General features: G+C 29.4%; 12 protein-coding genes. 6 read left to right on the top strand and 6 right to left on the bottom strand.

Annotated features, from left to right (window positions below):
* Window positions 1-44: 44 nt before the first annotated feature.
* Both HACICURV3402_RS03340 and HACICURV3402_RS03335 read left to right on the top strand, forming a co-directional pair.
* Complete coding sequence (locus HACICURV3402_RS03340; RefSeq protein ID WP_157992945.1) at window positions 45-590, top strand: phospholipase D family nuclease; 546 nt, start codon at window positions 45-47, stop codon at window positions 588-590.
* A gap of 1,117 nt (window positions 591-1,707) precedes the next feature.
* Window positions 1,708-2,280: a recombinase family protein gene (locus HACICURV3402_RS03335; protein WP_157992946.1), complete on the top strand. Its 573-nt coding sequence runs from the start codon at window positions 1,708-1,710 to the stop codon at window positions 2,278-2,280.
* A 2,582-nt stretch (window positions 2,281-4,862) separates the two neighbouring features.
* On the opposite strand, the gene gpmA is transcribed toward HACICURV3402_RS03335, so the two are convergent.
* From gpmA to HACICURV3402_RS03315, 4 genes are all read right to left on the bottom strand, one after another.
* Window positions 4,863-5,603, bottom strand: a complete 741-nt coding sequence (gene gpmA / locus HACICURV3402_RS03330) for a 2,3-diphosphoglycerate-dependent phosphoglycerate mutase (protein WP_157992948.1) — start codon at window positions 5,601-5,603, stop codon at window positions 4,863-4,865.
* Between the two features lie 494 nt (window positions 5,604-6,097).
* Window positions 6,098-7,153, bottom strand: coding sequence for an FAD:protein FMN transferase (locus HACICURV3402_RS03325; RefSeq protein WP_157992947.1), 1,056 nt, complete (start codon window positions 7,151-7,153; stop codon window positions 6,098-6,100).
* A 2,273-nt stretch (window positions 7,154-9,426) separates the two neighbouring features.
* Window positions 9,427-9,999 carry a recombinase family protein gene (locus HACICURV3402_RS03320; RefSeq protein ID WP_157992946.1) on the bottom strand — a complete coding sequence of 191 codons (573 nt, stop codon included), beginning with the start codon at window positions 9,997-9,999 and terminating at the stop codon, window positions 9,427-9,429.
* 1,117 nt (window positions 10,000-11,116) lie between these two features.
* Window positions 11,117-11,662, bottom strand: coding sequence for a phospholipase D family nuclease (locus HACICURV3402_RS03315; protein WP_157992945.1), 546 nt, complete (start codon window positions 11,660-11,662; stop codon window positions 11,117-11,119).
* Window positions 11,663-13,618: 1,956 nt separating this feature from the next.
* Here HACICURV3402_RS03315 and HACICURV3402_RS03310 point away from each other — a divergent pair.
* Entirely contained in the window at window positions 13,619-14,119 is a 501-nt protein-coding gene (locus tag HACICURV3402_RS03310) for an Hsp20 family protein (RefSeq protein ID WP_157992944.1), read from the top strand.
* A gap of 1,081 nt (window positions 14,120-15,200) precedes the next feature.
* On the opposite strand, the gene HACICURV3402_RS03305 is transcribed toward HACICURV3402_RS03310, so the two are convergent.
* Complete coding sequence (locus HACICURV3402_RS03305) at window positions 15,201-16,385, bottom strand: NupC/NupG family nucleoside CNT transporter (protein ID WP_157992943.1); 1,185 nt, start codon at window positions 16,383-16,385, stop codon at window positions 15,201-15,203.
* Between the two features lie 102 nt (window positions 16,386-16,487).
* The gene (gene bioA / locus HACICURV3402_RS03300; RefSeq protein ID WP_157992942.1) at window positions 16,488-17,789 is read right to left on the bottom strand and encodes an adenosylmethionine--8-amino-7-oxononanoate transaminase; all 1,302 of its coding nucleotides are present in this window, start codon (window positions 17,787-17,789) and stop codon (window positions 16,488-16,490) included.
* Between the two features lie 103 nt (window positions 17,790-17,892).
* Between bioA and bioB the strand changes: the two genes are divergently transcribed.
* The 3 genes from bioB (at window position 17,893) to HACICURV3402_RS03285 (ending at window position 22,310) form a co-directional block, all read left to right on the top strand.
* A complete protein-coding gene (gene bioB, locus HACICURV3402_RS03295) occupies window positions 17,893-18,930 on the top strand; it encodes a biotin synthase BioB (protein WP_157992941.1) in 1,038 nt (345 codons plus the stop codon).
* Between the two features lie 2,173 nt (window positions 18,931-21,103).
* Window positions 21,104-21,262, top strand: a complete 159-nt coding sequence (locus HACICURV3402_RS03290; protein ID WP_157992940.1) for a hypothetical protein — start codon at window positions 21,104-21,106, stop codon at window positions 21,260-21,262.
* Window positions 21,255-22,310, top strand: coding sequence for a Replication protein (locus tag HACICURV3402_RS03285; RefSeq protein ID WP_157992939.1), 1,056 nt, complete (start codon window positions 21,255-21,257; stop codon window positions 22,308-22,310). The genes HACICURV3402_RS03290 and HACICURV3402_RS03285 overlap by 8 nt, the downstream gene beginning before the upstream one ends.
* Window positions 22,311-23,884 lie beyond the last annotated feature (1,574 nt).

Genomic DNA, 23,884 nt, shown 5'->3' with positions numbered 1-23,884 from the left:
GAAAATAACATAACCCATACTTTTTTATCATGGTATATTTGATAATGCGCAATATAATAAAATCTATTTTCAACAGTCTTGTATTTGTTTTAATGATCACATCCCTTCCTCTATATGCAGTTTGCATAACTGACCAAGATATAGAAGTCGGTTTTTCTCCCGGAGGAACAGCACAACACATTGTTCTTTCAGCAATTACAGGAGCTAGAAAATCAATAGATATTGCTGCCTATTCATTTACTAGTAAGCCCATCGCTTTAGCTTTAATTGAGGCTAAGAATCGAGGTGTAAATATACGAGTAGTCGCTGATAGGAAATCAAACAGTAGCAAATACACTGCTGTAACCTATTTAATTAATAAAAATGTCTCAGTTAAACTTAATGAAAAGTATGCGATTATGCATAATAAATTTATGATTATTGATGGTATCTCAGTGGAAACAGGGTCGTTTAATTATACACAAAACGCTGTTTCTCATAATGCAGAAAATGTTATTTATTTGCATAACCGACTAGATATTGCTAACAAATATTCTAAAGAATTTAATAGATTATGGTTGGAATCCATATCTGTTAAACCTATGTATTAATTGTAGATGAATTCAAGTGTATACCTATTTTTTTGAGATATAGTTGTATCTATTTTTACTGGTTATTTCTGAGACTACTAGAAGTTACATGAAACAATATTTTAAATACATGAGTTCTCTGTAATAGTTGTGTATGCTATTTTACTGGCACAAAGAAAAATTCTTCTGTCTTTAATAAGAATTAAATTCTTGTTCATAATTTTTACCAAGGCGTGGATGTTAATCATTACATTATTTTTTAATGACTGAAATAGCATGCTCTATATTAAGGGTTATATAAAATAACTGGTTTGATATATGGTATGTAGAGATTTTCTGTTCAATAAAACTATTTAGGTTGTATAGACAATGTTATTAGAGTGTTTAGTTGGACGCTGCATAAAAGATTGTTTATTTCATTTCATAACTCTTCCCTAAATGTCTTGCATTTTATTATCTTTAAGTTATTGTATGTATTAAATATTAAAAGATTAATTCATATTGACCGCAATATAGTTGTAGATTATTCATGGTTTACTGTTATGTATAGACATGGTCATGGAATGACTTATGTCGTGGAAATAAGATTAAGTGTTTAGATGAGAATCAGTTATTGCATTAAATCCATTCTTAGATCTATTATCTTAAAGTTCTTAACTATTAAAGATGAATCGATTGGGATTTAGTGATATAATCATAGGTTAGTTTAAAAAAATTTTATGTGCAGAATTATATATTAATAGATTTTTTTCTTTTTTCTATCTACAGATAGAGATAGATAGTGAGATAAGATGGATAACTTAAGTTTAAACTTAAATATTTAATATTTATTAGAAGAATAAAAACAATATCTAATGTATAGATCAGATTAATAAGTTGTTGATTAAATCGGTATAGTATTTTCTAAACATTTCTAAAAATCTTAATATTGGTTAAAGATAGCCAATCAATAGATATTGTTAACCTATACTAGTCTTATTCCATAAGACTGCCTGTCTGGGTGTTGTCAATTTAAGGTATAGCATATTATGGCGTAAGATGCGTATTTTGAAAATGTCAGAATAAAATTCTATTTTATATATATTGACATGTAGAAGTAAAAGATATAGAGTTATTTTTGATATTTTAGAGAAAATTTATGATAGGACAACGTATTGGCTATACTCGAATCAGTACCATACATCAAAATCCACAGAGACAACTCGACTCCGTCAAGGTGGACCGAATTTTTACTGACGTAGCATCCGGAAAAGAAATTAAACGACCTCAATTAGAGGCATTAATTAATTTTGTTCGCTCCGGAGACACTGTACTTATCCATAGCATGGATCGTTTAGCGCGTAACCTTAATGACTTGCGCCGTATTGTGCAAATGTTAACAGAGCGTGGAGTACGTGTTGAATTTATCCAGGAAAATCTGAGTTTTACTGGCAAAGACTCGCCTCTTTCCAATCTCATGTTAGCTGTTATTGGAGCGTTTGCTGAATTTGAACGTTCTTTACTGAAAGAGCGTCAACGTGAAGGAATTGAGTTAGCTAAACAACGAGGTGTTTACCGAGGTCGCAAAAGAACACTTTCAGATAGACAAGTCACTGAACTGTGTCAGCGGGTTGCTTCGGGAGAAAAAAAAGTCAAGGTTGCGCGTGATTTTTCTATAAGTCGAGAAACCTTATATCAATATATAAGAAGAGAAGGATCAAGAGTTGTATGACAATTCTTGTATTGGATGCATATAGTTGATAACAAAAGCCTGTTTTTATCAAAATTCCCATAGAAGCAAATAGTATTCAATATTTTATGAATAAAAAAAATTTCTGATTCCGTGAAAGTTAAAAGTATAATCGATATTAGAGTAGATTTGAAAAAGCCGCTTAGGATAAGTTTACGGATACGCTATTTATCAGTATAAATTGATTTATTTTGTTTATTTAGGTGTATTAAATAATGTGATACCTTTAATCATAAGACAAATGGTCGAAATCCATCTAGCACTGAAGGAAGGGGTATGCGAAAACCTTTTTTAAAAGTCATATTAGGAATTTCGTTTATTAAAATCAGGATAGGAAGTAGACGAAAGCTTGTCTACACACACCAATACCTCAGAGAATTAATCACACTCATTTTATCTAATACATAAGGTATAAATATACGTATCAATGTAGTTAGTACGCTTTATTTGATTTATTTAGTTATTGACTCTTAACTATAAATGAATAGTAAGTCATATACAGTTGAGGACTAAATACAATTGTTCAAACTATGTTGCATAATCAAAGATTATGGCCTCTCTTATAAAGAGAGATCAGAAATCATCGTATTACATTAAAATTCTAAAATGAATTTTTCAAGAAGATAAAATTATTATTTTAATCTATTTTTATGCAGTAAATGCTCGTTGAGCATATCTATTGTCAGTATATGATCAATATATCATATTCTCTCTACCTTTTCTCTAGAGGACAGAATATTAATATTAAAATTTCGTTTAAAACAGAGATAAGATATAGATTGCATTTTATGTACCAAAGATCGTATTTAATCTATTAAATGTATCAGAATTAGTACTTGATTAAAGTACAGAACAATATTCTTTTAACATAACTACTAAATCACTTATAATTTGTTGATGATCGTTATCATTGGTTATCTCTAGTGATTCTTAAGTTAAGATAAATGTTAAAATTATATACCAACAACTTAATGGTATATTTTATGTTCTTTTATTTTTAATTTTTTTAAAGACTCTTCTAATTTTTTTACTTATAGTTTCTAGTTTATGCTAGCGAAGAAATCTTATTTATGAAGATATATGGTATCTAAAGTCTGTATTCTTGTATTTTACAACATCATTGATATACATCATGAATAAAATATTTTTACTATGTGAGCTTTTATATCTTGATCTGTCTTCAATCTTGAGAAAATTCTATTTCTACCTAGATCGGTTATTTTTGTAAAGACTTTTTATATGAGATACATCAAAAAATTATAAGAGGGATAGTAATTAAAAAACTTATAATATACATTAAGTATTAATGTAATTTTTTTTACATTAAAGATCTTAATAATCTAAGTATATTAAGATTTCTACTATAATTTTATCTCTGATACTCTAATGATCATAATCAACCTATTGAATAATATAATGATATATAGATAATATCCTGAGATATTATCAATATCACATTTCAATATGCATCTTACTTGTAAGATGCATATGTTCATATTCATCTGATTACATCTAACAACTGGAGACTATAGTTATATCAAATTCTATTATGGTTTATATATTGATAGCATAATACCTAATTCAATTTAACACATTAAACTCAATATAACTTACCTGTTAAAGTTTTAGAGACGGTTTCTCTATTCACTACTACTTTGTGTTGATAGATTGTATAGTTTATGTTTTCTAAATCATGGTTTACTTTAACTATAATATAGATAAAGTAATGTAGTATAATTTTTATAAAAACTAAAAGATTTTTGTTTTTTATAAGATAAGCTATGAGCTAAAAAAATAACAATACTTTGATCTCGTAGACCATTCAGATCAGGAAAGAAGTAGGTGCGTTACTATCTAAAAATCAGATTATGCTGTAGATACAACTAACTGAATACTTGCGCATAGTTTCACTCCTAACAATTTGACAATTTATTAATATATTATAGAGTCAATATGCTTGAAGAATTACTAAGAAATATTTTTGTAAAATACCTGTACCTCTCTTGAATGATTTATAATAAAGATATCATATTAAATGAAACCTATCAAACCAAAGATCTATGATCTTTCATATAATTAAAGAGAAGAGGTCGCTTTCTTTATTAATGTATCAAGAAAATAAACAAAACTTTTTATTCGAATCTGCTCTATTGCCACTTAATATTAATGTTTTCAACGTGAATATTTTATTATTATCATAAAAATTAGATAGCTATTACATATTGAATGATGTGCAATATCTCATATAAGGTAGATCCGATTTCTCAGATAGGAAATTTATTCTTAGAAAATATAGATGCTTGTAATTTTTTTATTTATTATTAATTGAAACTAATCCTATTTATTTTAATAAATAAAAAACATTTTACAAAAAAATAGATCTTATCTTTATTGCTCACTCATAAATTAAGCACAGATCTGATTATATAGATCACCTCCTTAAATGAATATTGATTAACCATAATTACATATTTAGTTATAAATGAATTTTATCTTTAAAATAAGTAATGTTTGTTTGGATGCATAAGTTAATTTTGGTTGATTTTGTTTAAAGCTAATACAACCTAAGGATTCAGAATAGATTCACTTTTAGAAGTTTTATTATTACCAGAGTCTAACCAATAACGTGAAATAGGATGAAAATTCTCATTAAACTCGTAAATCAATGGTACACCAGTTGGTATGTCCAGTTTCAATATGTCTTGTTCTGTCATATTATCTAAATACGTAATGAGTGCGCGAAGGGAATTACCGTGAGCAACAATGATAATTTTTTTATGGTTTTTTATTTGAGGAAAAATACCTTTTTTCCAGATTGGTAAGACACGATCAATAGTCATTGCTAAACTTTCAGCAGTTGGTAACTGTTCTTTATTTAAGTTTCCATACCGAGGGTCATGACCAGGGAAACGTTTATCAAAGTGATTAAGGTGAGGTGGAACGACCGTTAAACTACGACGCCATTGTTGCACTTGCTCTATACCATATTTCTTAGAACTAGCTGTCTTATCCATTCCTTGTAACGCGCCATAGTGACGTTCATTCAGGCGCCATGATTTTTCTACTGGCAACCAAGCTTGATCCATTTCATCTAAAATATACCAGAGAGTATGGATTGCACGTTTTAAAAAAGAAGTATAAGCAAAATCAAAAACAAATCCTTCTTTTTTTAGTAATTGACCAGCACAAACCGCTTGGGACCGACCCTGCTCGGTTAAATCAATATCATGCCATCCGGTAAAAAGATTTTGCTTATTCCACTGACTTTCTCCGTGACGTATAAGAACTAGTTTTAGTATGTTCATAAATAAATTCCTTGATTAATCTACATGTCTCTGAGGAGAGAATCAGTACAAAATTATTATGCAATATATACAATTTTTTTAATCATAATATAGTATTCAGAATTTTACTGTGAATCCATAAATTCAGCCATATTGAAACAGATTCTAAGTACATTTCATTTATGTATGCTTTTAAGTCCTTATGGCAGTATCATAATAATATATATTTAAAAGTATACAGACTCGAGTAGTTTATTTATACAACAAGATAGATCTTTACTTCATCTTATAAAATATATTTAATTCCTTATGAGGTTATGGCACTACCCATCTATTATTCTTCTTATAGATAAACCTAGTTAAAAAAAGAATGATGTGCAATGATTCAATAGATTTATTAACAAGGTTTTTTAAATTTAGAGCCATCTCTATAGCAATACACGAGCATCCTATTAAATAAAATATAGCAAAAAAAGTTTCTGTATTTCCATGCACATAGACTTCATTTACTTAGCTTAAGAATTACCTAATGAAGGTGATTGAATAAAAGGAAAAAATTTCGGTGAGATCCAACTAATTAATTGATCATTCTTTTTATATACAAGATATACTGCTTTTTTATGCTTAATAGCTAATTCTTGAGATTTTTTTAGGCCTAGAATCATTAAACCACTGTCCCAGCAGTCTGCCTCAAGTGCAGTGGGAGCAATTACAGTGGCTGATACTAGTTCGTTTTGAGCTGGTTGTCCAGTAAATGGATTGATTAAGTGAGATATTGGTTTTCCATTGAGTTCATAGTAGTTGCGATAAGTTCCAGAAGTACTAATACCACATCCTTTCAGTTCAACAATATCTTGTACTGCATTTTCTTGATCAATTGGTTTCTGGATTGCAATTTTCCATGGTTTACCTTGGGCGTTATGACCGCAAGTGACAATAGCACCACCAACTGATACAAGGTAATTGTCAATACCTTCTTTTTGCATGAGATGGACTAGATGATCAACTGCGTACCCCTCTCCCACACTAGAGAGATCAATATAGATTCCTGGCATGTCTTTACGAAGATAAGATTGAGTGGAAGAGTTAGTAACTGTCAGATACGAAAGACCATGAAGAGAACGGGCGCAATCAATCTGACGCTGTGTTGGAGTAAATTTTAGTGAACCACGAGGCCCAAACCCCCATAGATTTACTAAGGAACCAATAGTGATATCCATTGCTCCATTCATTTGGTTACCAACGCGCAGTGCTTGTGTAATAATATCAGCAATTTCTGTGCTTACAGGTTGTGAGTGATAACCTTTATATTGATTAAAACGTGACAATACCGAGTCAGTTTTCCATGTAGATAACTGAGCGTCATCATAATCAAGTATTTTTTGTATAGAAGTATGCAATGCATGTTTCCGTTCAGCTTGTATATCTACTACGTTTACTCGCCAAATGGTCCCCATAGAATGACCTGTTAGTATTGTTGTTTTATAATTTAATAAAGGGTGAGGGTAAGAACAAGAGCTCTGCATAAATATTAAAATATAGAACACAAAATAGCGATATGCATTATTCATATCTTGCCCCTATCTTTATTTGTACATAATAATATCAGAATTAGTCTCAATCGGAAGAAAAAGAAAGATGCAGTGTTCACAGTTATAGAATTCATAAGAACTCTATATCAATATTATTATTAATAATAATATTGATTTACCAAAATTTTTTAATTCATTAAATATTCATACTTTATATAGAAAATAAATACAACACTAAAATAAGATTGATATCTTTGGCAATTGACATATTTCTTATTTTTCATGTAATATGTTTAATTAATATTTAAATAAAATTATACACTAGCACCCATGAAGATTAGATTATTCACATGATTTATTTATATCTATAAAATAAAAATATTTAATTTTGAAAAGTCATGTTTTAATAAATGTAAATAAATTATATATAAATTATTCTTTTATCTAAGTTAAAATTTTAATATATCAACTCTATTGATAATATCAAATGAATAGAAAATAAGAACATATTTAACAATGATCAATACCACCACATAGAATGTGTATAGTTGTCTATTTCTCTATAGAGAAATAGACTAGTTAAATACTATTCATTTAGTTTTTCTAATGACAATATTTAGTATATTAATAATACTTTTTTCTTAGGTTGGTCTAGATTTTAATTATCGGTTTTATACTAACGATGTTTTTCTTTATAAGATTAATTGAATTAAGAAGAGTATCTCATTTTATTTTGATATGAATTTTATTCATCTTCATTAGATCTATTATACAAGATTCTTATTCAATAATCTCATGTAATAAATATGAGACTTCTATATGAATTAAATTATATTTTTTATTTTAATTTATTGTTTATTAAAATTATATGAAATTTTTTTCAAAATATAAAAATATAAAAATAATAAAATCTATATTAATAATATTAAAAATATAAAAATTTAGATTAGACATTCTGTCTAGATAATTAATAGAGAAATTCTAAAATATAATTTTTTAATACAGTTGTTATTAATAATAAATAACATTATTTTTACTGAAATAATGAATTTTTATTAATCTTTCTAGTTTATTTAATATATAAAAAAATAAAGATGAAAATAATATCTAATCTTCTATATTGGAAATATAGATTAATATTACTTATTTCAAAATATGTTTAATCACTTTAAGTTCTTTTTTGAAATCATTACTCTTTTCTTTATTTCTAATTATTAGTATGACTTATTATCTATATTGACTTAATGATTGCATCATTAGACCTCTTCTTACTTACTAACTTTATTAATATAGATACACATAAAAAAATATATTTATTTTTCTTTAGTTAATCACTCGTGTTGCTTCATGTAAAAAGCTTATTATTGTCCATACGGTAGAAAATGCGATCTTTCTAATTGATAAAGAACGGAAAGTTTTAACTACATTAAACTAAAAAATTTATAATTTATAGATTAAATGAATTTCAGTAATTTAAACTTAACTCAAATATTTATAGGTTGGTGCAATAATAGATATTGCATCTAATTTTTTATTATAAATAATCATTTAAAATTAATAATCATTAGGAAAAATAACCTATTTCTATCTGATATAACTCTATAAAACTATGATAATGTTTAACCATGAAGTACTTATAGATCATGTCTATTATTAAAATGATAATTTTATCTTCTTGAAAAATTCATTTTAGAATTTTAATGTAATACGATGATTTCTGATCTCTCTTTATAAGAGAGGCCATAATCTTTGATTATGCAACATAGTTTGAACAATTGTATTTAGTCCTCAACTGTATATGACTTACTATTCATTTATAGTTAAGAGTCAATAACTAAATAAATCAAATAAAGCGTACTAACTACATTGATACGTATATTTATACCTTATGTATTAGATAAAATGAGTGTGATTAATTCTCTGAGGTATTGGTGTGTGTAGACAAGCTTTCGTCTACTTCCTATCCTGATTTTAATAAACGAAATTCCTAATATGACTTTTAAAAAAGGTTTTCGCATACCCCTTCCTTCAGTGCTAGATGGATTTCGACCATTTGTCTTATGATTAAAGGTATCACATTATTTAATACACCTAAATAAACAAAATAAATCAATTTATACTGATAAATAGCGTATCCGTAAACTTATCCTAAGCGGCTTTTTCAAATCTACTCTAATATCGATTATACTTTTAACTTTCACGGAATCAGAAATTTTTTTTATTCATAAAATATTGAATACTATTTGCTTCTATGGGAATTTTGATAAAAACAGGCTTTTGTTATCAACTATATGCATCCAATACAAGAATTGTCATACAACTCTTGATCCTTCTCTTCTTATATATTGATATAAGGTTTCTCGACTTATAGAAAAATCACGCGCAACCTTGACTTTTTTTTCTCCCGAAGCAACCCGCTGACACAGTTCAGTGACTTGTCTATCTGAAAGTGTTCTTTTGCGACCTCGGTAAACACCTCGTTGTTTAGCTAACTCAATTCCTTCACGTTGACGCTCTTTCAGTAAAGAACGTTCAAATTCAGCAAACGCTCCAATAACAGCTAACATGAGATTGGAAAGAGGCGAGTCTTTGCCAGTAAAACTCAGATTTTCCTGGATAAATTCAACACGTACTCCACGCTCTGTTAACATTTGCACAATACGGCGCAAGTCATTAAGGTTACGCGCTAAACGATCCATGCTATGGATAAGTACAGTGTCTCCGGAGCGAACAAAATTAATTAATGCCTCTAATTGAGGTCGTTTAATTTCTTTTCCGGATGCTACGTCAGTAAAAATTCGGTCCACCTTGACGGAGTCGAGTTGTCTCTGTGGATTTTGATGTATGGTACTGATTCGAGTATAGCCAATACGTTGTCCTATCATAAATTTTCTCTAAAATATCAAAAATAACTCTATATCTTTTACTTCTACATGTCAATATATATAAAATAGAATTTTATTCTGACATTTTCAAAATACGCATCTTACGCCATAATATGCTATACCTTAAATTGACAACACCCAGACAGGCAGTCTTATGGAATAAGACTAGTATAGGTTAACAATATCTATTGATTGGCTATCTTTAACCAATATTAAGATTTTTAGAAATGTTTAGAAAATACTATACCGATTTAATCAACAACTTATTAATCTGATCTATACATTAGATATTGTTTTTATTCTTCTAATAAATATTAAATATTTAAGTTTAAACTTAAGTTATCCATCTTATCTCACTATCTATCTCTATCTGTAGATAGAAAAAAGAAAAAAATCTATTAATATATAATTCTGCACATAAAATTTTTTTAAACTAACCTATGATTATATCACTAAATCCCAATCGATTCATCTTTAATAGTTAAGAACTTTAAGATAATAGATCTAAGAATGGATTTAATGCAATAACTGATTCTCATCTAAACACTTAATCTTATTTCCACGACATAAGTCATTCCATGACCATGTCTATACATAACAGTAAACCATGAATAATCTACAACTATATTGCGGTCAATATGAATTAATCTTTTAATATTTAATACATACAATAACTTAAAGATAATAAAATGCAAGACATTTAGGGAAGAGTTATGAAATGAAATAAACAATCTTTTATGCAGCGTCCAACTAAACACTCTAATAACATTGTCTATACAACCTAAATAGTTTTATTGAACAGAAAATCTCTACATACCATATATCAAACCAGTTATTTTATATAACCCTTAATATAGAGCATGCTATTTCAGTCATTAAAAAATAATGTAATGATTAACATCCACGCCTTGGTAAAAATTATGAACAAGAATTTAATTCTTATTAAAGACAGAAGAATTTTTCTTTGTGCCAGTAAAATAGCATACACAACTATTACAGAGAACTCATGTATTTAAAATATTGTTTCATGTAACTTCTAGTAGTCTCAGAAATAACCAGTAAAAATAGATACAACTATATCTCAAAAAAATAGGTATACACTTGAATTCATCTACAATTAATACATAGGTTTAACAGATATGGATTCCAACCATAATCTATTAAATTCTTTAGAATATTTGTTAGCAATATCTAGTCGGTTATGCAAATAAATAACATTTTCTGCATTATGAGAAACAGCGTTTTGTGTATAATTAAACGACCCTGTTTCCACTGAGATACCATCAATAATCATAAATTTATTATGCATAATCGCATACTTTTCATTAAGTTTAACTGAGACATTTTTATTAATTAAATAGGTTACAGCAGTGTATTTGCTACTGTTTGATTTCCTATCAGCGACTACTCGTATATTTACACCTCGATTCTTAGCCTCAATTAAAGCTAAAGCGATGGGCTTACTAGTAAATGAATAGGCAGCAATATCTATTGATTTTCTAGCTCCTGTAATTGCTGAAAGAACAATGTGTTGTGCTGTTCCTCCGGGAGAAAAACCGACTTCTATATCTTGGTCAGTTATGCAAACTGCATATAGAGGAAGGGATGTGATCATTAAAACAAATACAAGACTGTTGAAAATAGATTTTATTATATTGCGCATTATCAAATATACCATGATAAAAAAGTATGGGTTATGTTATTTTCTATTCAACAAATTTAATGTTTTGACAAAGGATGTTCTATCTTCAACAACAACTAATGTTACCATCATTAATTTATAGCGCTATATAGAAATGACTATTTTAATTTAAATTAATTGAAATATATTACTTATCTCCTATTGCGTAAGAGCCTTAATTTACGCTCTTACCCATTAATTAATACTACTTAATAACCACCTATTAATCAATACTACTTAATAACCAAAGCACTATTTATATCGTAAGTCTTATTTTTTATAGGAAATAGTCTATTGATTATATAATGTATATATGTATCGACCAATAAAAGAACTGTACATCATTTTCCTATGCATTATTCACTAAAATAATCTAAAGAAGGATTAGCTTGTTGATAGGAATCGAATTGTATCACACATAACCTGAGAGAATTTATAATCCATTAAGCCAGCTAGGAGAGAGCGTTAACGCTTGAATGGATGCATAACAAGCTACCAGTATATACTATAAACTACATTATGATGTAGTTTGAATTATATTCTAGACTTACCATAACAATAATTTGAGTATTTTCACTATCTATATGAAAAATTAAATAATGCTAATCCCATTAACATTTTAGCAACACTAAGTAGATTTCTTTCTTATCTACTTATAGGATTTCTTCTTAAACCAGGCTCACCTATTAACTAAATCATAACGTTTCTAAGTGCAATATCACTTAAATCAAATATCAAGATCGGACCCTTATTTATCTATTTCTAATAATACTGGAGGTAGTTATGAATATTATAGGGTCTTGTATATATTCTTATATTTCTCTATCGAGAATCTATTTATCTTGTAATAAAAAGTCTTCTCCTTTAAGTAACTGCAATTAAAATTATATAATGATTATAAATCATGCAATTAAAAACTTAAAAATAAATGTGTCCATATTCTCATTTATATATTTTTTCAAAACTTTAATCTACTTTTGGTACACTAGAACACCTTTAATCCTATATAGGATTAGCATTCCTTCTGTCCTAAATTAGTGTACAAATTACATAAATAGTAGATCTATTGGGATAGATATTAGTCTTATTAGACACTCCCTCTAGATTAATAATTAGTATGTTCATTAAAAAACTAACTAATACTTGATCAAGAATCGATTAAAAATGAAGAATAAGAAGAACCAGCGATATAAACTTTGCGTACTAGGTGAAATTAAAACTAGCATTGTTTATAGTTTATTTTTTAACTAATATTAATTATATGTTAGATATTGTTATTAATGAGGTAAATGGGCGTCAGATGAAATTGATAAATTTATTTCATAAAAACAACTTTGAGATTACCGAGATTACCCGATAAAAATTAAACAAAATTTATTAACCATTCAATCTTAGAAAGAAGAAAATGAACAATCCCAGTCCTATCTAAAAATTTAATTTCTTAGGTGGACTAATTAATATTATAAAGACCTTTGAATATATTATCTAAGTGTCTATTAAAAAATGTTACTGATTCTAGTATATCAATAAATTAGAGTATTTTTAGGAAAATGATTTAAATCTTGTATTCAAAAAAAACGATATAAACTATTATCTAATAAAATATATTGATATTTTATCAAACCAAACAACTGATTTAAAATATAACTATTAAAGTTATTATTTTGAATAAGCTATAGTTCAGTGCATTAATGATGCTCCAATTCTAATAATAATCAAAAAAATAACATATATATAAATATATATTCTAGCAAATAATCTTAATCCTCCAATAAATAGAACTAATTCCATTAGAGGGAAAATAGACTTGAGTAATAAGAATATTAGTTTCTTTAATCTTTTTAAGAATAATCCTTGAAATATCTTTATATATACCAACATAGTCAATATGTGAGTATAATTTTATTCTCAATTATATGTATTTTATAGGAGGATGCTATGGCCTACCGTTCTTTCTCTCTCATGCCTACATGGAGCAATAATCTTTTATCTGATCGTTTTACACAGATTGACAATCTTTTTAGTCGTCTAACGGGTGAATCACCTGTTGGTGATAACCCTGCATACAATCTATTACAAAAAGATAAAGACCATTATGAAATGACAGTAAGCGTACCAGGCTATACGCAGGATGAATTAGATATTTCAGTACTTAATAATCACTTTACTTTACGCGGTACTCCAAAAAGTGAAGACATAACTTCTACTGAAGAAAAAGAGAGCACCACTTATCTTCACAAAGGTATCCAAAAAAAGGAATTTTCTCTCAGTTTTAGCTTAGAGCATCGAATTATGATTTATCAAGCTAAGTTAGATAATGGATTGTTAACGCTACAATTTACTTATGATATCCCCGAACAAGAGAAACCCAAAAAGATTTCAATCGGATCAAATAACAATAATAAAGATGGGCATGTTGTTGAGCATAACAAGACTTAATATTACCAACAAAATAGCGCCTTACAGGGCGCTATTTTGTTGGTAATTGGCAATAGTCTTTAGTATTTTTCATACTTGTCGGGCTATATCTGCTAGATTACTTTCTGATTTTCATTACCAAATGTGCTTGGGCTAGAAGGTAGCTGTTAAAAACTATTTTATTTTGCCTATAGTATTTACAATCCATATATAACCTTATGGTTTTGTACTCTAAATACTCTCACTACTCTAATGTTTTCTATGACAAATACAACAGATTAGTGATCACTCCTAAATATAAAAATTCATTCTTATTGGCAGACAGATCTTACTATTCAAGGAAGATCTGTTCTAATAACATTAGTTCAATTTAAAAAATCGAAACTTAATTTTTTTATGCATTAAGATAACACTACTAACTATCTATATATTTCCCACTACTATATACAGACACTTTGTCTAGGCAGACACACAAACATTTTCCGCTCTACCTATACAATACCCGCTCATTCAGATGGTTTTTGTTGCACACCGGATCTGTCTGGTTCACATATTCTTTTATAGCATGTTATGTTATTTAATAAAACAGAAGTTCACCAGTAGATAAAAATGGGGTCATCTCTAATTAAAGTAAATCTTCTCTCTGAGTTACAAGAATATTTAATCGTGTATACAAATTGTTTACAAATTAAATATATAATATTCTAGTTTAGATATAATGTAATTACATTAATAAGCGCTAACTCAAATAATTAAACTTTAATGACAAGATGATAAAGATCATATTTGATGTTACTATCCATAATTCATTACATTACTAGCCAGATCTTATAAAGTTATTAGATTATTTATCATATTCATATAGAATGCATGTTCTGTAATTTAAAAAATTAATTTTTTGTCTCTGCAACTCAATTCTCTTACTGTCCGCTAAAATATATTAACTAAGTGCACTAGATATAAATTTTAAAATAAGAAATATAATCACTCATTTTGTATGAGTTCGTACAATTTTTATTACTTATATTGTTTGAAATGGCTCTCATTATGATGTAGATAATGCAAAATATCTAGAAACTATTTTTATCCAGTCTTGGTTGTTTTAGAGGACAAAACCTGTAATGGCAGCTGATAAAAGACTTACGAGCGTGGAACCGTACAAAAGTTTTAAACCAAAGCGCGATACTGTATTGCCCTGTTCCTCATGTAGACCTTTTATAGAACCACTAATGATGCCAATTGAGGAAAAATTAGCAAAAGACACTAAGAATACTGATAAGATACCTTCAGAATGCAGCGAAAGTTTTTCTATAACTTTTTGCAGATCAATCATTGCAACAAATTCATTAGAAACTAGTTTTGTAGCCATAATACTACCTACCTGCAAGGCCTCATAACCTGGAACACCTAACACCCATGCCAGTGGAAAAAAGATATAACCAAGCACCTCTTGAAAACTGATACCAAACACAGAATCAAACACAGAATTAAAACTAGCAATTAAAGCAATAAAACCAATAAGCATCGCTGTTACAATCACCATGACTTTGAAACCGGCTAAAATATATTCACTGAGCATTTCAAAAAAACCTTGTTTTTGATGAGGATCAGCTAGTTTTAGGTCATCTTGAAAATCCACGCAGTAGGGATTAATTAACGATAAAATTATAAAAGTACTAAACATATTTAATACTAAAGCTAGTATCACATACCTTGGTTGTAACAAGGTCATATAAGCACCAACTATAGACATAGACACAGTCGACATAGCTGTCGCCGCCAACGTATACATGCGTTTTTCTGAAATCTGTCCTAATATATCCTTGTAAATAATAAAGTTTTCTGACTGCCCAAGAAGTAGTGAACTAACTGCATTAAAAGATTCTAGCTTACCCATTCCATTGATCTTTGATAAAATAGTGCCAAGTATGCGAATTATAGCTGGCAGGACACGCAAATGCTGCAGTATACCAATTAGCGCTGATATAAAAATAATAGGACAGAGAACATTAAGCCAAAAAAATGCAAGACCTCTATCACTCATGTTGCCAAAGACAAAATTAGTTCCATATGCCGCACACCTTAACAAATGATCAAATAACTCTGACATTTTTTTTACAAATTCCAGACCTATTTCAAAATGCAGAAAAAACCATGCCAATAGGACTTCAACCACAAGAAGCTGACTCAAAAAACGAATACGGATCTCCTTTCGATCATCGCTTACTAACATAGATAGTACTATAATCACAACTAGTGATGCTAAAAAATGAAGAATCCGAGACATATCCATACTCCAGTAAATAAATAAGGACTGTATTTTATTCCGTGTACTATGTTTTAGATATTAATTGAACATTGAAACAAGAAATTTAATAAATATAATTCTTTATATAGGTATTGAAGAATCGAAATGCTCAGGATGATCTAAAGAATCACTAATAGCCTCAATAAGTTGTGTAAGCTCTTCTGATGAAATAATATAAGGAGGTATTAGGTAAATAAGATTTCTAAAAGGACGGATCCATACACCATGCTCAACAAACCAATGTTGTAACAAAGATATATTTACGACTTTTGTTACTTCGACTACACCAATAGCTCCTAATACTCGAACATCCAGAACGTTGGGATGCCCTACTAAAGGAGACAAGCCTCTTCGCAGTTGAGCAGAAATTGCCGTTACACGATGATACCAGGCTTTGTCTTCAAGAAGAGATAAACTAGCAATAGCTGCTGCGCAAGCTAAAGGATTACCCATAAACGTGGGGCCGTGCATAAAACAACCAGCGGCGCTATCACTAATAATTTCTGCTATATAACGACGGGTCAAAGTAGCCGAAAGAGTTAACGCACCTCCAGTTAACGCTTTCCCAAGACACAAAATATCTGGAATAATATTGGCATGATTACAAGCTAACCATGTACCAGTACGACCAAACCCAGTTGCTATTTCATCAGCAATTAATAATATTCCATATTGATCGCATAAAGCTCGTGCTACACGTAAATATTCAGGATGATAAAAATGCATCCCTCCAGCCCCTTGTACAATTGGCTCCATGATCACTGCTGCTAAGGTATGATGACACGAAGAAAAAAGGGTGGACAACTCTGTATCATCACCTATTTGCCAAGTTTCTCCAAAACGTCTTCTAAGAGTATCAACAAACCGATTCACAGGCAGATAACTGGAATACATGCTATGCATAGACTTAATAGGATCACAAACCGACATTGCACCTAAAGTATCACCATGATATCCCTGGCGTAGCGCAAGAAATTTACAACGAGGGCGACCAGATGCTTGCCAATACTGAAGTGCCATTTTCATGGCGACTTCTACAGCTACCGAACCGGAATCAGCTAAAAAAATACACTCCAAGTCAGACGGCATTAATGCAACCAAACGACGACATAACTCTACCGCAGGTGGATGAGTAATACCGCCGAACATGACATGTGACATTTCGTTAATTTGCTTATGCATTGCCTGATTAATTGTAGGATGATTGTAACCATGAATGGCTGCCCACCAAGAAGACATGCCGTCCACTAATCGCCGCCCATCTCTAAGGATTAACTCACAACCACTAGCAGAAACAATCGGATAAGTAGGTAGAGGCTGAGTCATAGACGTATAAGGATGCCAGACGTGTCGTTTGTCAAAAGCAAGATCATCAGCCTGCATCAGGATATCCTATTAAATAAATTTAAATACATTATAGACAGTGTAACGGTAAACTCTATACTTACAACTATCTATTTCTTTAAATATTCTATGGGTAACTGCTATGTCAATTCCTCAACGCTGGACTACTGAACAAGTCAGATCATTATTTGATCAGCCTTTTTTTGATTTGCTTTTTAAGGCCCAACAGATACATCGTCAACATTTTATCTCCGGTGAAATTCAAGTTAGCACACTGTTATCAATAAAAACAGGCGCTTGTCCAGAGGATTGCAAATATTGTCCGCAAAGCGCGCGTTATAATTCAGGTATTCAAAGAGAAGACCTTATAGAAGTCCAAAAAGTACTTGATGCGGCAGAAAAAGCGCGTAAAGCTGGTTCCACGCGTTTTTGTATGGGGGCTGCCTGGAAAAATCCACGTGATCGTGACATGCCACTATTAGAAGAGATGGTCAAAGGTGTTAAAGCGATGGGTCTTGAAACTTGCATGACTTTAGGCATGATTAACAATGATCAGGCACAACAGTTGGCTAAAGCTGGTCTAGATTTTTATAATCACAATTTAGATACATCACCGGAATTTTATAACGAAATAATCACTACCCGCAGTTATCAAGATAGGCTTGATACACTCAGCACTATACGACAAGCAGGTATTAAAATATGTTCTGGTGGTATTGTAGGCATGGGTGAAAACATAAATGATCGCGCAGGATTACTAGTGCAATTAGCTAATTTACCAATACAGCCAGAAAGCGTTCCTATCAATATGTTGGTTAAATCACCAGGTACACCATTATCTGATGCTAGTGACGTAGATCCATTCGATTTTATTCGTACTATCGCCGTAGCACGTATTATGATGCCAAATTCTTATGTTAGATTATCCGCTGGAAGAGAACAGATGAATGAACAAACTCAAGCACTATGTTTTATGGCAGGCACTAACTCTGTGTTTTATGGTTGCAAATTACTCACCGCGCCTAACCCAGATGAAGATCATGATTTACGGTTATTTAAAAAACTTGGTCTGACGATTCAGCATAAAAAAATATCAGAAGGTAATCAAGAACAAGAAAAAAATCTAACAGAAAGTTTGTTATCTTTAGATACGGACAAATATTATAATGCTGCACACTAATTAATTTTGCACACTTATTAATAGTTCTCGTCTTTATGAGAAGAGAATTAAAAAAACATATTTCATGTATCATCTTCTATTATGTAATGCACCTCCTTTAGAGGTTATTAAATTTTTTCTCTCCCATTATGTTCAAGAATAATCTGAATCGAAATTCAAGAGGATATAGATTATTATAGAAATAATCACACAGGTATGATGTTAGTTTTATTGTATTGTAAGATACAATTACCTTACTATATCTGAATCCTCAAGTGTTTAATTTTTATTGATTCATTATCATGATTACTATGTTTATTAAGATATTAATTACTACAAGATTATTTATAGACACACACGTTGAGAAACTTGATATCTTTGATGTCATCTTCAATTAGATAGAAATCTTTAAGTCAAGCCGCAGACGCTATCTTGTCTGCGGAACAGTGACACATGATTATATCATAAATAGATAGTCTTCTATCATCTAGAAGTATGACTGATATTGCAATTCTTTTTGTTACTCGAAAAATTGAATCTTAATATTTTCTTTAATTTTTCTTTCGGAAAAGAACTAATCTAATCTTCATAAAAAAACTAAATCTCTACAATTAATCGAGTAATGGTGATTGATCTACTTTTAGATCTAAAATAATAGTTGATTAATAGACAACATTTTCTAATAAAAAATTTCACTAACAATCAATTTTAAGTTTAAAAACACTGAAAAGATATCATGTTCTTTAACATTATCTTACATTGTTCTTAGTCTGATTCTTATTAGGTTAATTCTTAATAGAAAAGGTAGTATACAGTAGGATTAATCTCCAATAACCTTAAAAATTTTTGAAGAATGAAGATATTACTGTTATTGACCTTTCTATATAGCTAGAATGTATGTTATAAGAATATATAAATAAACTGAATTCTACTTACTAGATATGGATGAGAATTATCAAATTCTCGTATCACTTCACATAGTTTAAATAAATCTATAAAATTAGATAGATAAATCACAAAATCCACTATTTGTGTTATATTAATAGACTCAGAAAATGGATAATAGATAATATTAGGGCTTCTTCTTTGTGCATTTTATTGGTATAATTTATTATCCAATAGGATAATAGCTAGGAGTATAGCTATTTTGATCCAGAAGTTTCGAAGAATTCTCAATAGAGAAAGATGGCAATAGTGAATTATCCAGTATCTGTAAGACAAAAAAGTGATATTGTTATTTAGGAATCTTAAAACTAAAAGTTTAATATGAAAGAGCATAGATCGTCCGCCAAACATTGCTCTTACATGGTAAACAAAGTATGAAATTAGCTTGATACAGAAATAACGTGTTTGAATAGATAACATATTGTCTTTTAATTAGCTTAACCAGTATTTTCTTAAAAAATACATCTTGATGGAAAGAAAATAAGACTCTAAAACACTATAAATAAGCTAATCAATACTAAAAACACACGAGTTACTTTTAGAGCTCATAGAAAAAAATTAAGTTGTTGATTCCGCCCCAAAATAAGGATGATATATTAGTTACGCTAATATTCTCAGCCTAAATAGTCGTAATTGCGAATATTAAGATACGATAAAAAGTTCAGTATGGGGTTAATAAAGAGGGGTTATTAACGTATCTAGATCACTTCGTTGTTTTTAGTGTTCAAGATTGAGAACAAACATATTAGACTATGTAACTAAATACACGTAGATCAAGATTAGACATAGATCATGTTGTTTAACAGAACTAAAATACAATCAGACGCGTTTTCTATGAAACACTCTGATTAAGATATACAAAGAATGTAAACTAATTAGCTTAAAAAATTAAGACAATAAAATGAAGCAAATTAAGTTCTTCGGAGAATTACAGCTCCCAGTATATCTAGATAACACAACATAAAAATTTCTCTGTCTGTAAAAACAGTTAGAGAATCTCCATATCAGTTAGTATAGAATCATGCACTAACATGGATTATGGAATTAAATTAAGAGACATGTGCTTGATCAATTCTTGGCTTATAGATTTTAATATATAAAAAGTAATTTAAGAATAGCTAAAGAGTTGGTGTATGTTGTAGTTATGTTTTGGTTTGATTCTACTGTTTAACCGCTTTTTGGAACAACGAAACAAACTTAATGGATTGGACGTATCCTAAAATCGTTCGGGAGATACAACCACATTGAAGTGGTTGTTCGATGCAAAAACCCCTCGATTCTGCGTCAACTTGGCGGAAGAACCAGAGACCGAGGGGTCGTTTACAGGCTAATGCCTGTAAAGGATTATAACGAATGCATATTAAAAAAACAACACCTATCCGCCATAAGATTTGGACAGGGTGAATAATAACACTGTAATGCTGCAAGAATCTGACCAAGTTGTATATCGTCAGACACGTCGTGGTGAAGCTAATTGTCAGCGCAAAGGACAGGTCAAAACACACCGCAATCATCAGCCACAATTTACCGGAAAAATACCGCGTGGAATGGCTGCAAAAGTTATGGCTTGTATTAAAAATCATGATTGGCGCCAAAACAGTGATCTTATAGCACTAAGAAAAAATGGTTATACACCCTATTCACGTATATTCGATCGTTCCTACCAACCAAAACCACTTCGTATAACAGTGCGCTCTGAAAGTAGAGAAGCGCTTAGTGCTCTTTCATTAGCCCTTGCGGCAAACTGTGACTACAGTCCATACAGCCAGTATATGTTTGAGGTTATACTACCAATTGCAGAAATAGCGCAACGTATGGGTGTTTTACATGTCTATAATAATGGCCGCAAGGCATACGATGTTCTATTACACGCTTTGCGTGTACTTGAGCAATTAGATTACGTCATAGTTCATCGTGGTCGAGAAAGTGATTCTGGTCAGAATAAACCAATGAGAGTTTTCTTGACGGAAAACTTTTTTACCTCACGCGGAATGAACGTTGAAAGTGTGCGTCAATGGCTACATAAGTATCGTCAGTGGGCAATATCAGCAGGTATTTCAGTTTCCTTACGCAGCAAGTATGAGCGTCATCAACTTAAAATGGCTCGCCTTGGAATTGATATTGATCGTCATCACTCTTTAAAAAACCGGCTAAAAAGCATTAAACGTTGGGTCGTTAGTCCAGAACTATTTAATGAAAAAGAATCTATTATAGCAGATCTTAACACTTACTTAATTGCGCATAAAAAACAACGCATATTATCTCGAAATTTAAGTGAAGTGCGGTACCAAATGGCCTGGTGGGCATGGTCAGCAAGCGATGCATGCACACCAGTGATACGATTGAATTTAGAAAATGCGATCAAGACAGAATTTCCACATTTATTAAATCATTCCACAAGTACTGAGCAGTATTATCGTCTCCTCCTTGAACGTGCAGGCATCCCTCTACCATAACTTAGTAATTTTAAATTGCTGAATTTTTTTCAAAAAATTACATCATCAATAAAATTCCAAACAGGAGTTAGATCTCCCCTGTTTCTTATATCGGTAAATAGTTTTTTTTATCCTTATCTCTTCTCTTCATAAGCATTTTTAACCCCAAAATTAATGTGAAATGAAGAATTTTTTAATATTAATTAAATTAGCCTTAAAATTTTTTTCAAAAAAATTTTAAGGCTTTATATTTTTTAATTTTTTTTATTAATTTCGAACGTTATTTCTGCACAAAATATGCTTTCTAAAGAAAGACTACCTAAAGCTCTTCACAGGTCTTTAGGTAGATCTTTTATATTCAAGAAAAAAGATGTTTTTAATCAAAATCTACTCTGTAGTGGAAATGAAAAATGTTGTGTAAGAAAGCCAAAAAAAGTCCGGCAGCGGGACGACTCATTCTTAGAAACTTTTTATGGACACAGTCAAGAAGGATAAAAATCAGAGGAGGGGATAATAATGACTATGGATAAGATATGTGATGTATATCAATTTTGTTTTAATTTTTAAAATCACATAGAATAAAGTATTTTATATTTTTTAAAAAAAAAATAATTTCAGATTACAAAGTCATTTTTACATTAATACTAGAGAGTATTTATTATTTAGTATTAATCAAAAATAAATCATTAGAAATTAGTAGTTAATATTTATTGTTAATTTCTTTATTTTAAATAAATATATTTATAGATATTAATATCTAAAGAATTTATGAAATTTAAAAAATTAATTTTAATGATATGATATATATATAAATATATATGCATTTCCTTAATTATTTTAACTACTTTAATTAGTCATTAATTAATCAATATTGAGATAATAGGTAATTTAGTAATATTATTTATTTATATCTTACTTTTCATACATTTTTATATATTTATATTTATTTATTATTTGTAATAAAAGTAAAATAATTGAGTATAAATAAAATATATTTTATTATCAAGTTTTATTTTATAAATTTAAACTGAATTAAAATAAACTAATCATAATATTAAAATTAAAATAGATTCTAATCGCTATTATAAAATTTTATGATATTCAATATATTAAAATATATTATCGAAACTCAATCTAAAAAATATTGGTTATCTACAATAAGACAATACAATTATTATTAATATAAATCATTAAATAAAGAATGGGTAGTAATCACTACTATATAGGATTTTAATTTATATTTTTTGTAAAATTTTATTTATTTTTAACAAAATACAAAGTATAAACTTTCTGATAAAAACGGTACATAACAGGTTTTAATATTAATTAAAATATTTAAATAAGTAATTATTAAATTTAAATTTAAATCAACTATTTAAAAATATTCTTAAAAAAGATTTAATAAATAAATATAATTATCATATTTAATATTATGTTTTCATAACTGTTAATCATATACTAAATTAGTTTTATTATTAATTTCTAATAAATTTTTTTAATAACAACGCTTAAAAATTGATATGTTTTTTAAACAACTTTTTCTATAAAATAAATTTATTATTCATACTGTGTTTTGTGGTTGTACGCACTAGGCA

Source organism: Candidatus Erwinia haradaeae (assembly GCF_900698925.1).
Classification (GTDB): domain Bacteria; phylum Pseudomonadota; class Gammaproteobacteria; order Enterobacterales; family Enterobacteriaceae; genus Erwinia_E; species Erwinia_E haradaeae_I.
This window is presented reverse-complemented; position numbering and strand designations above follow the sequence as displayed.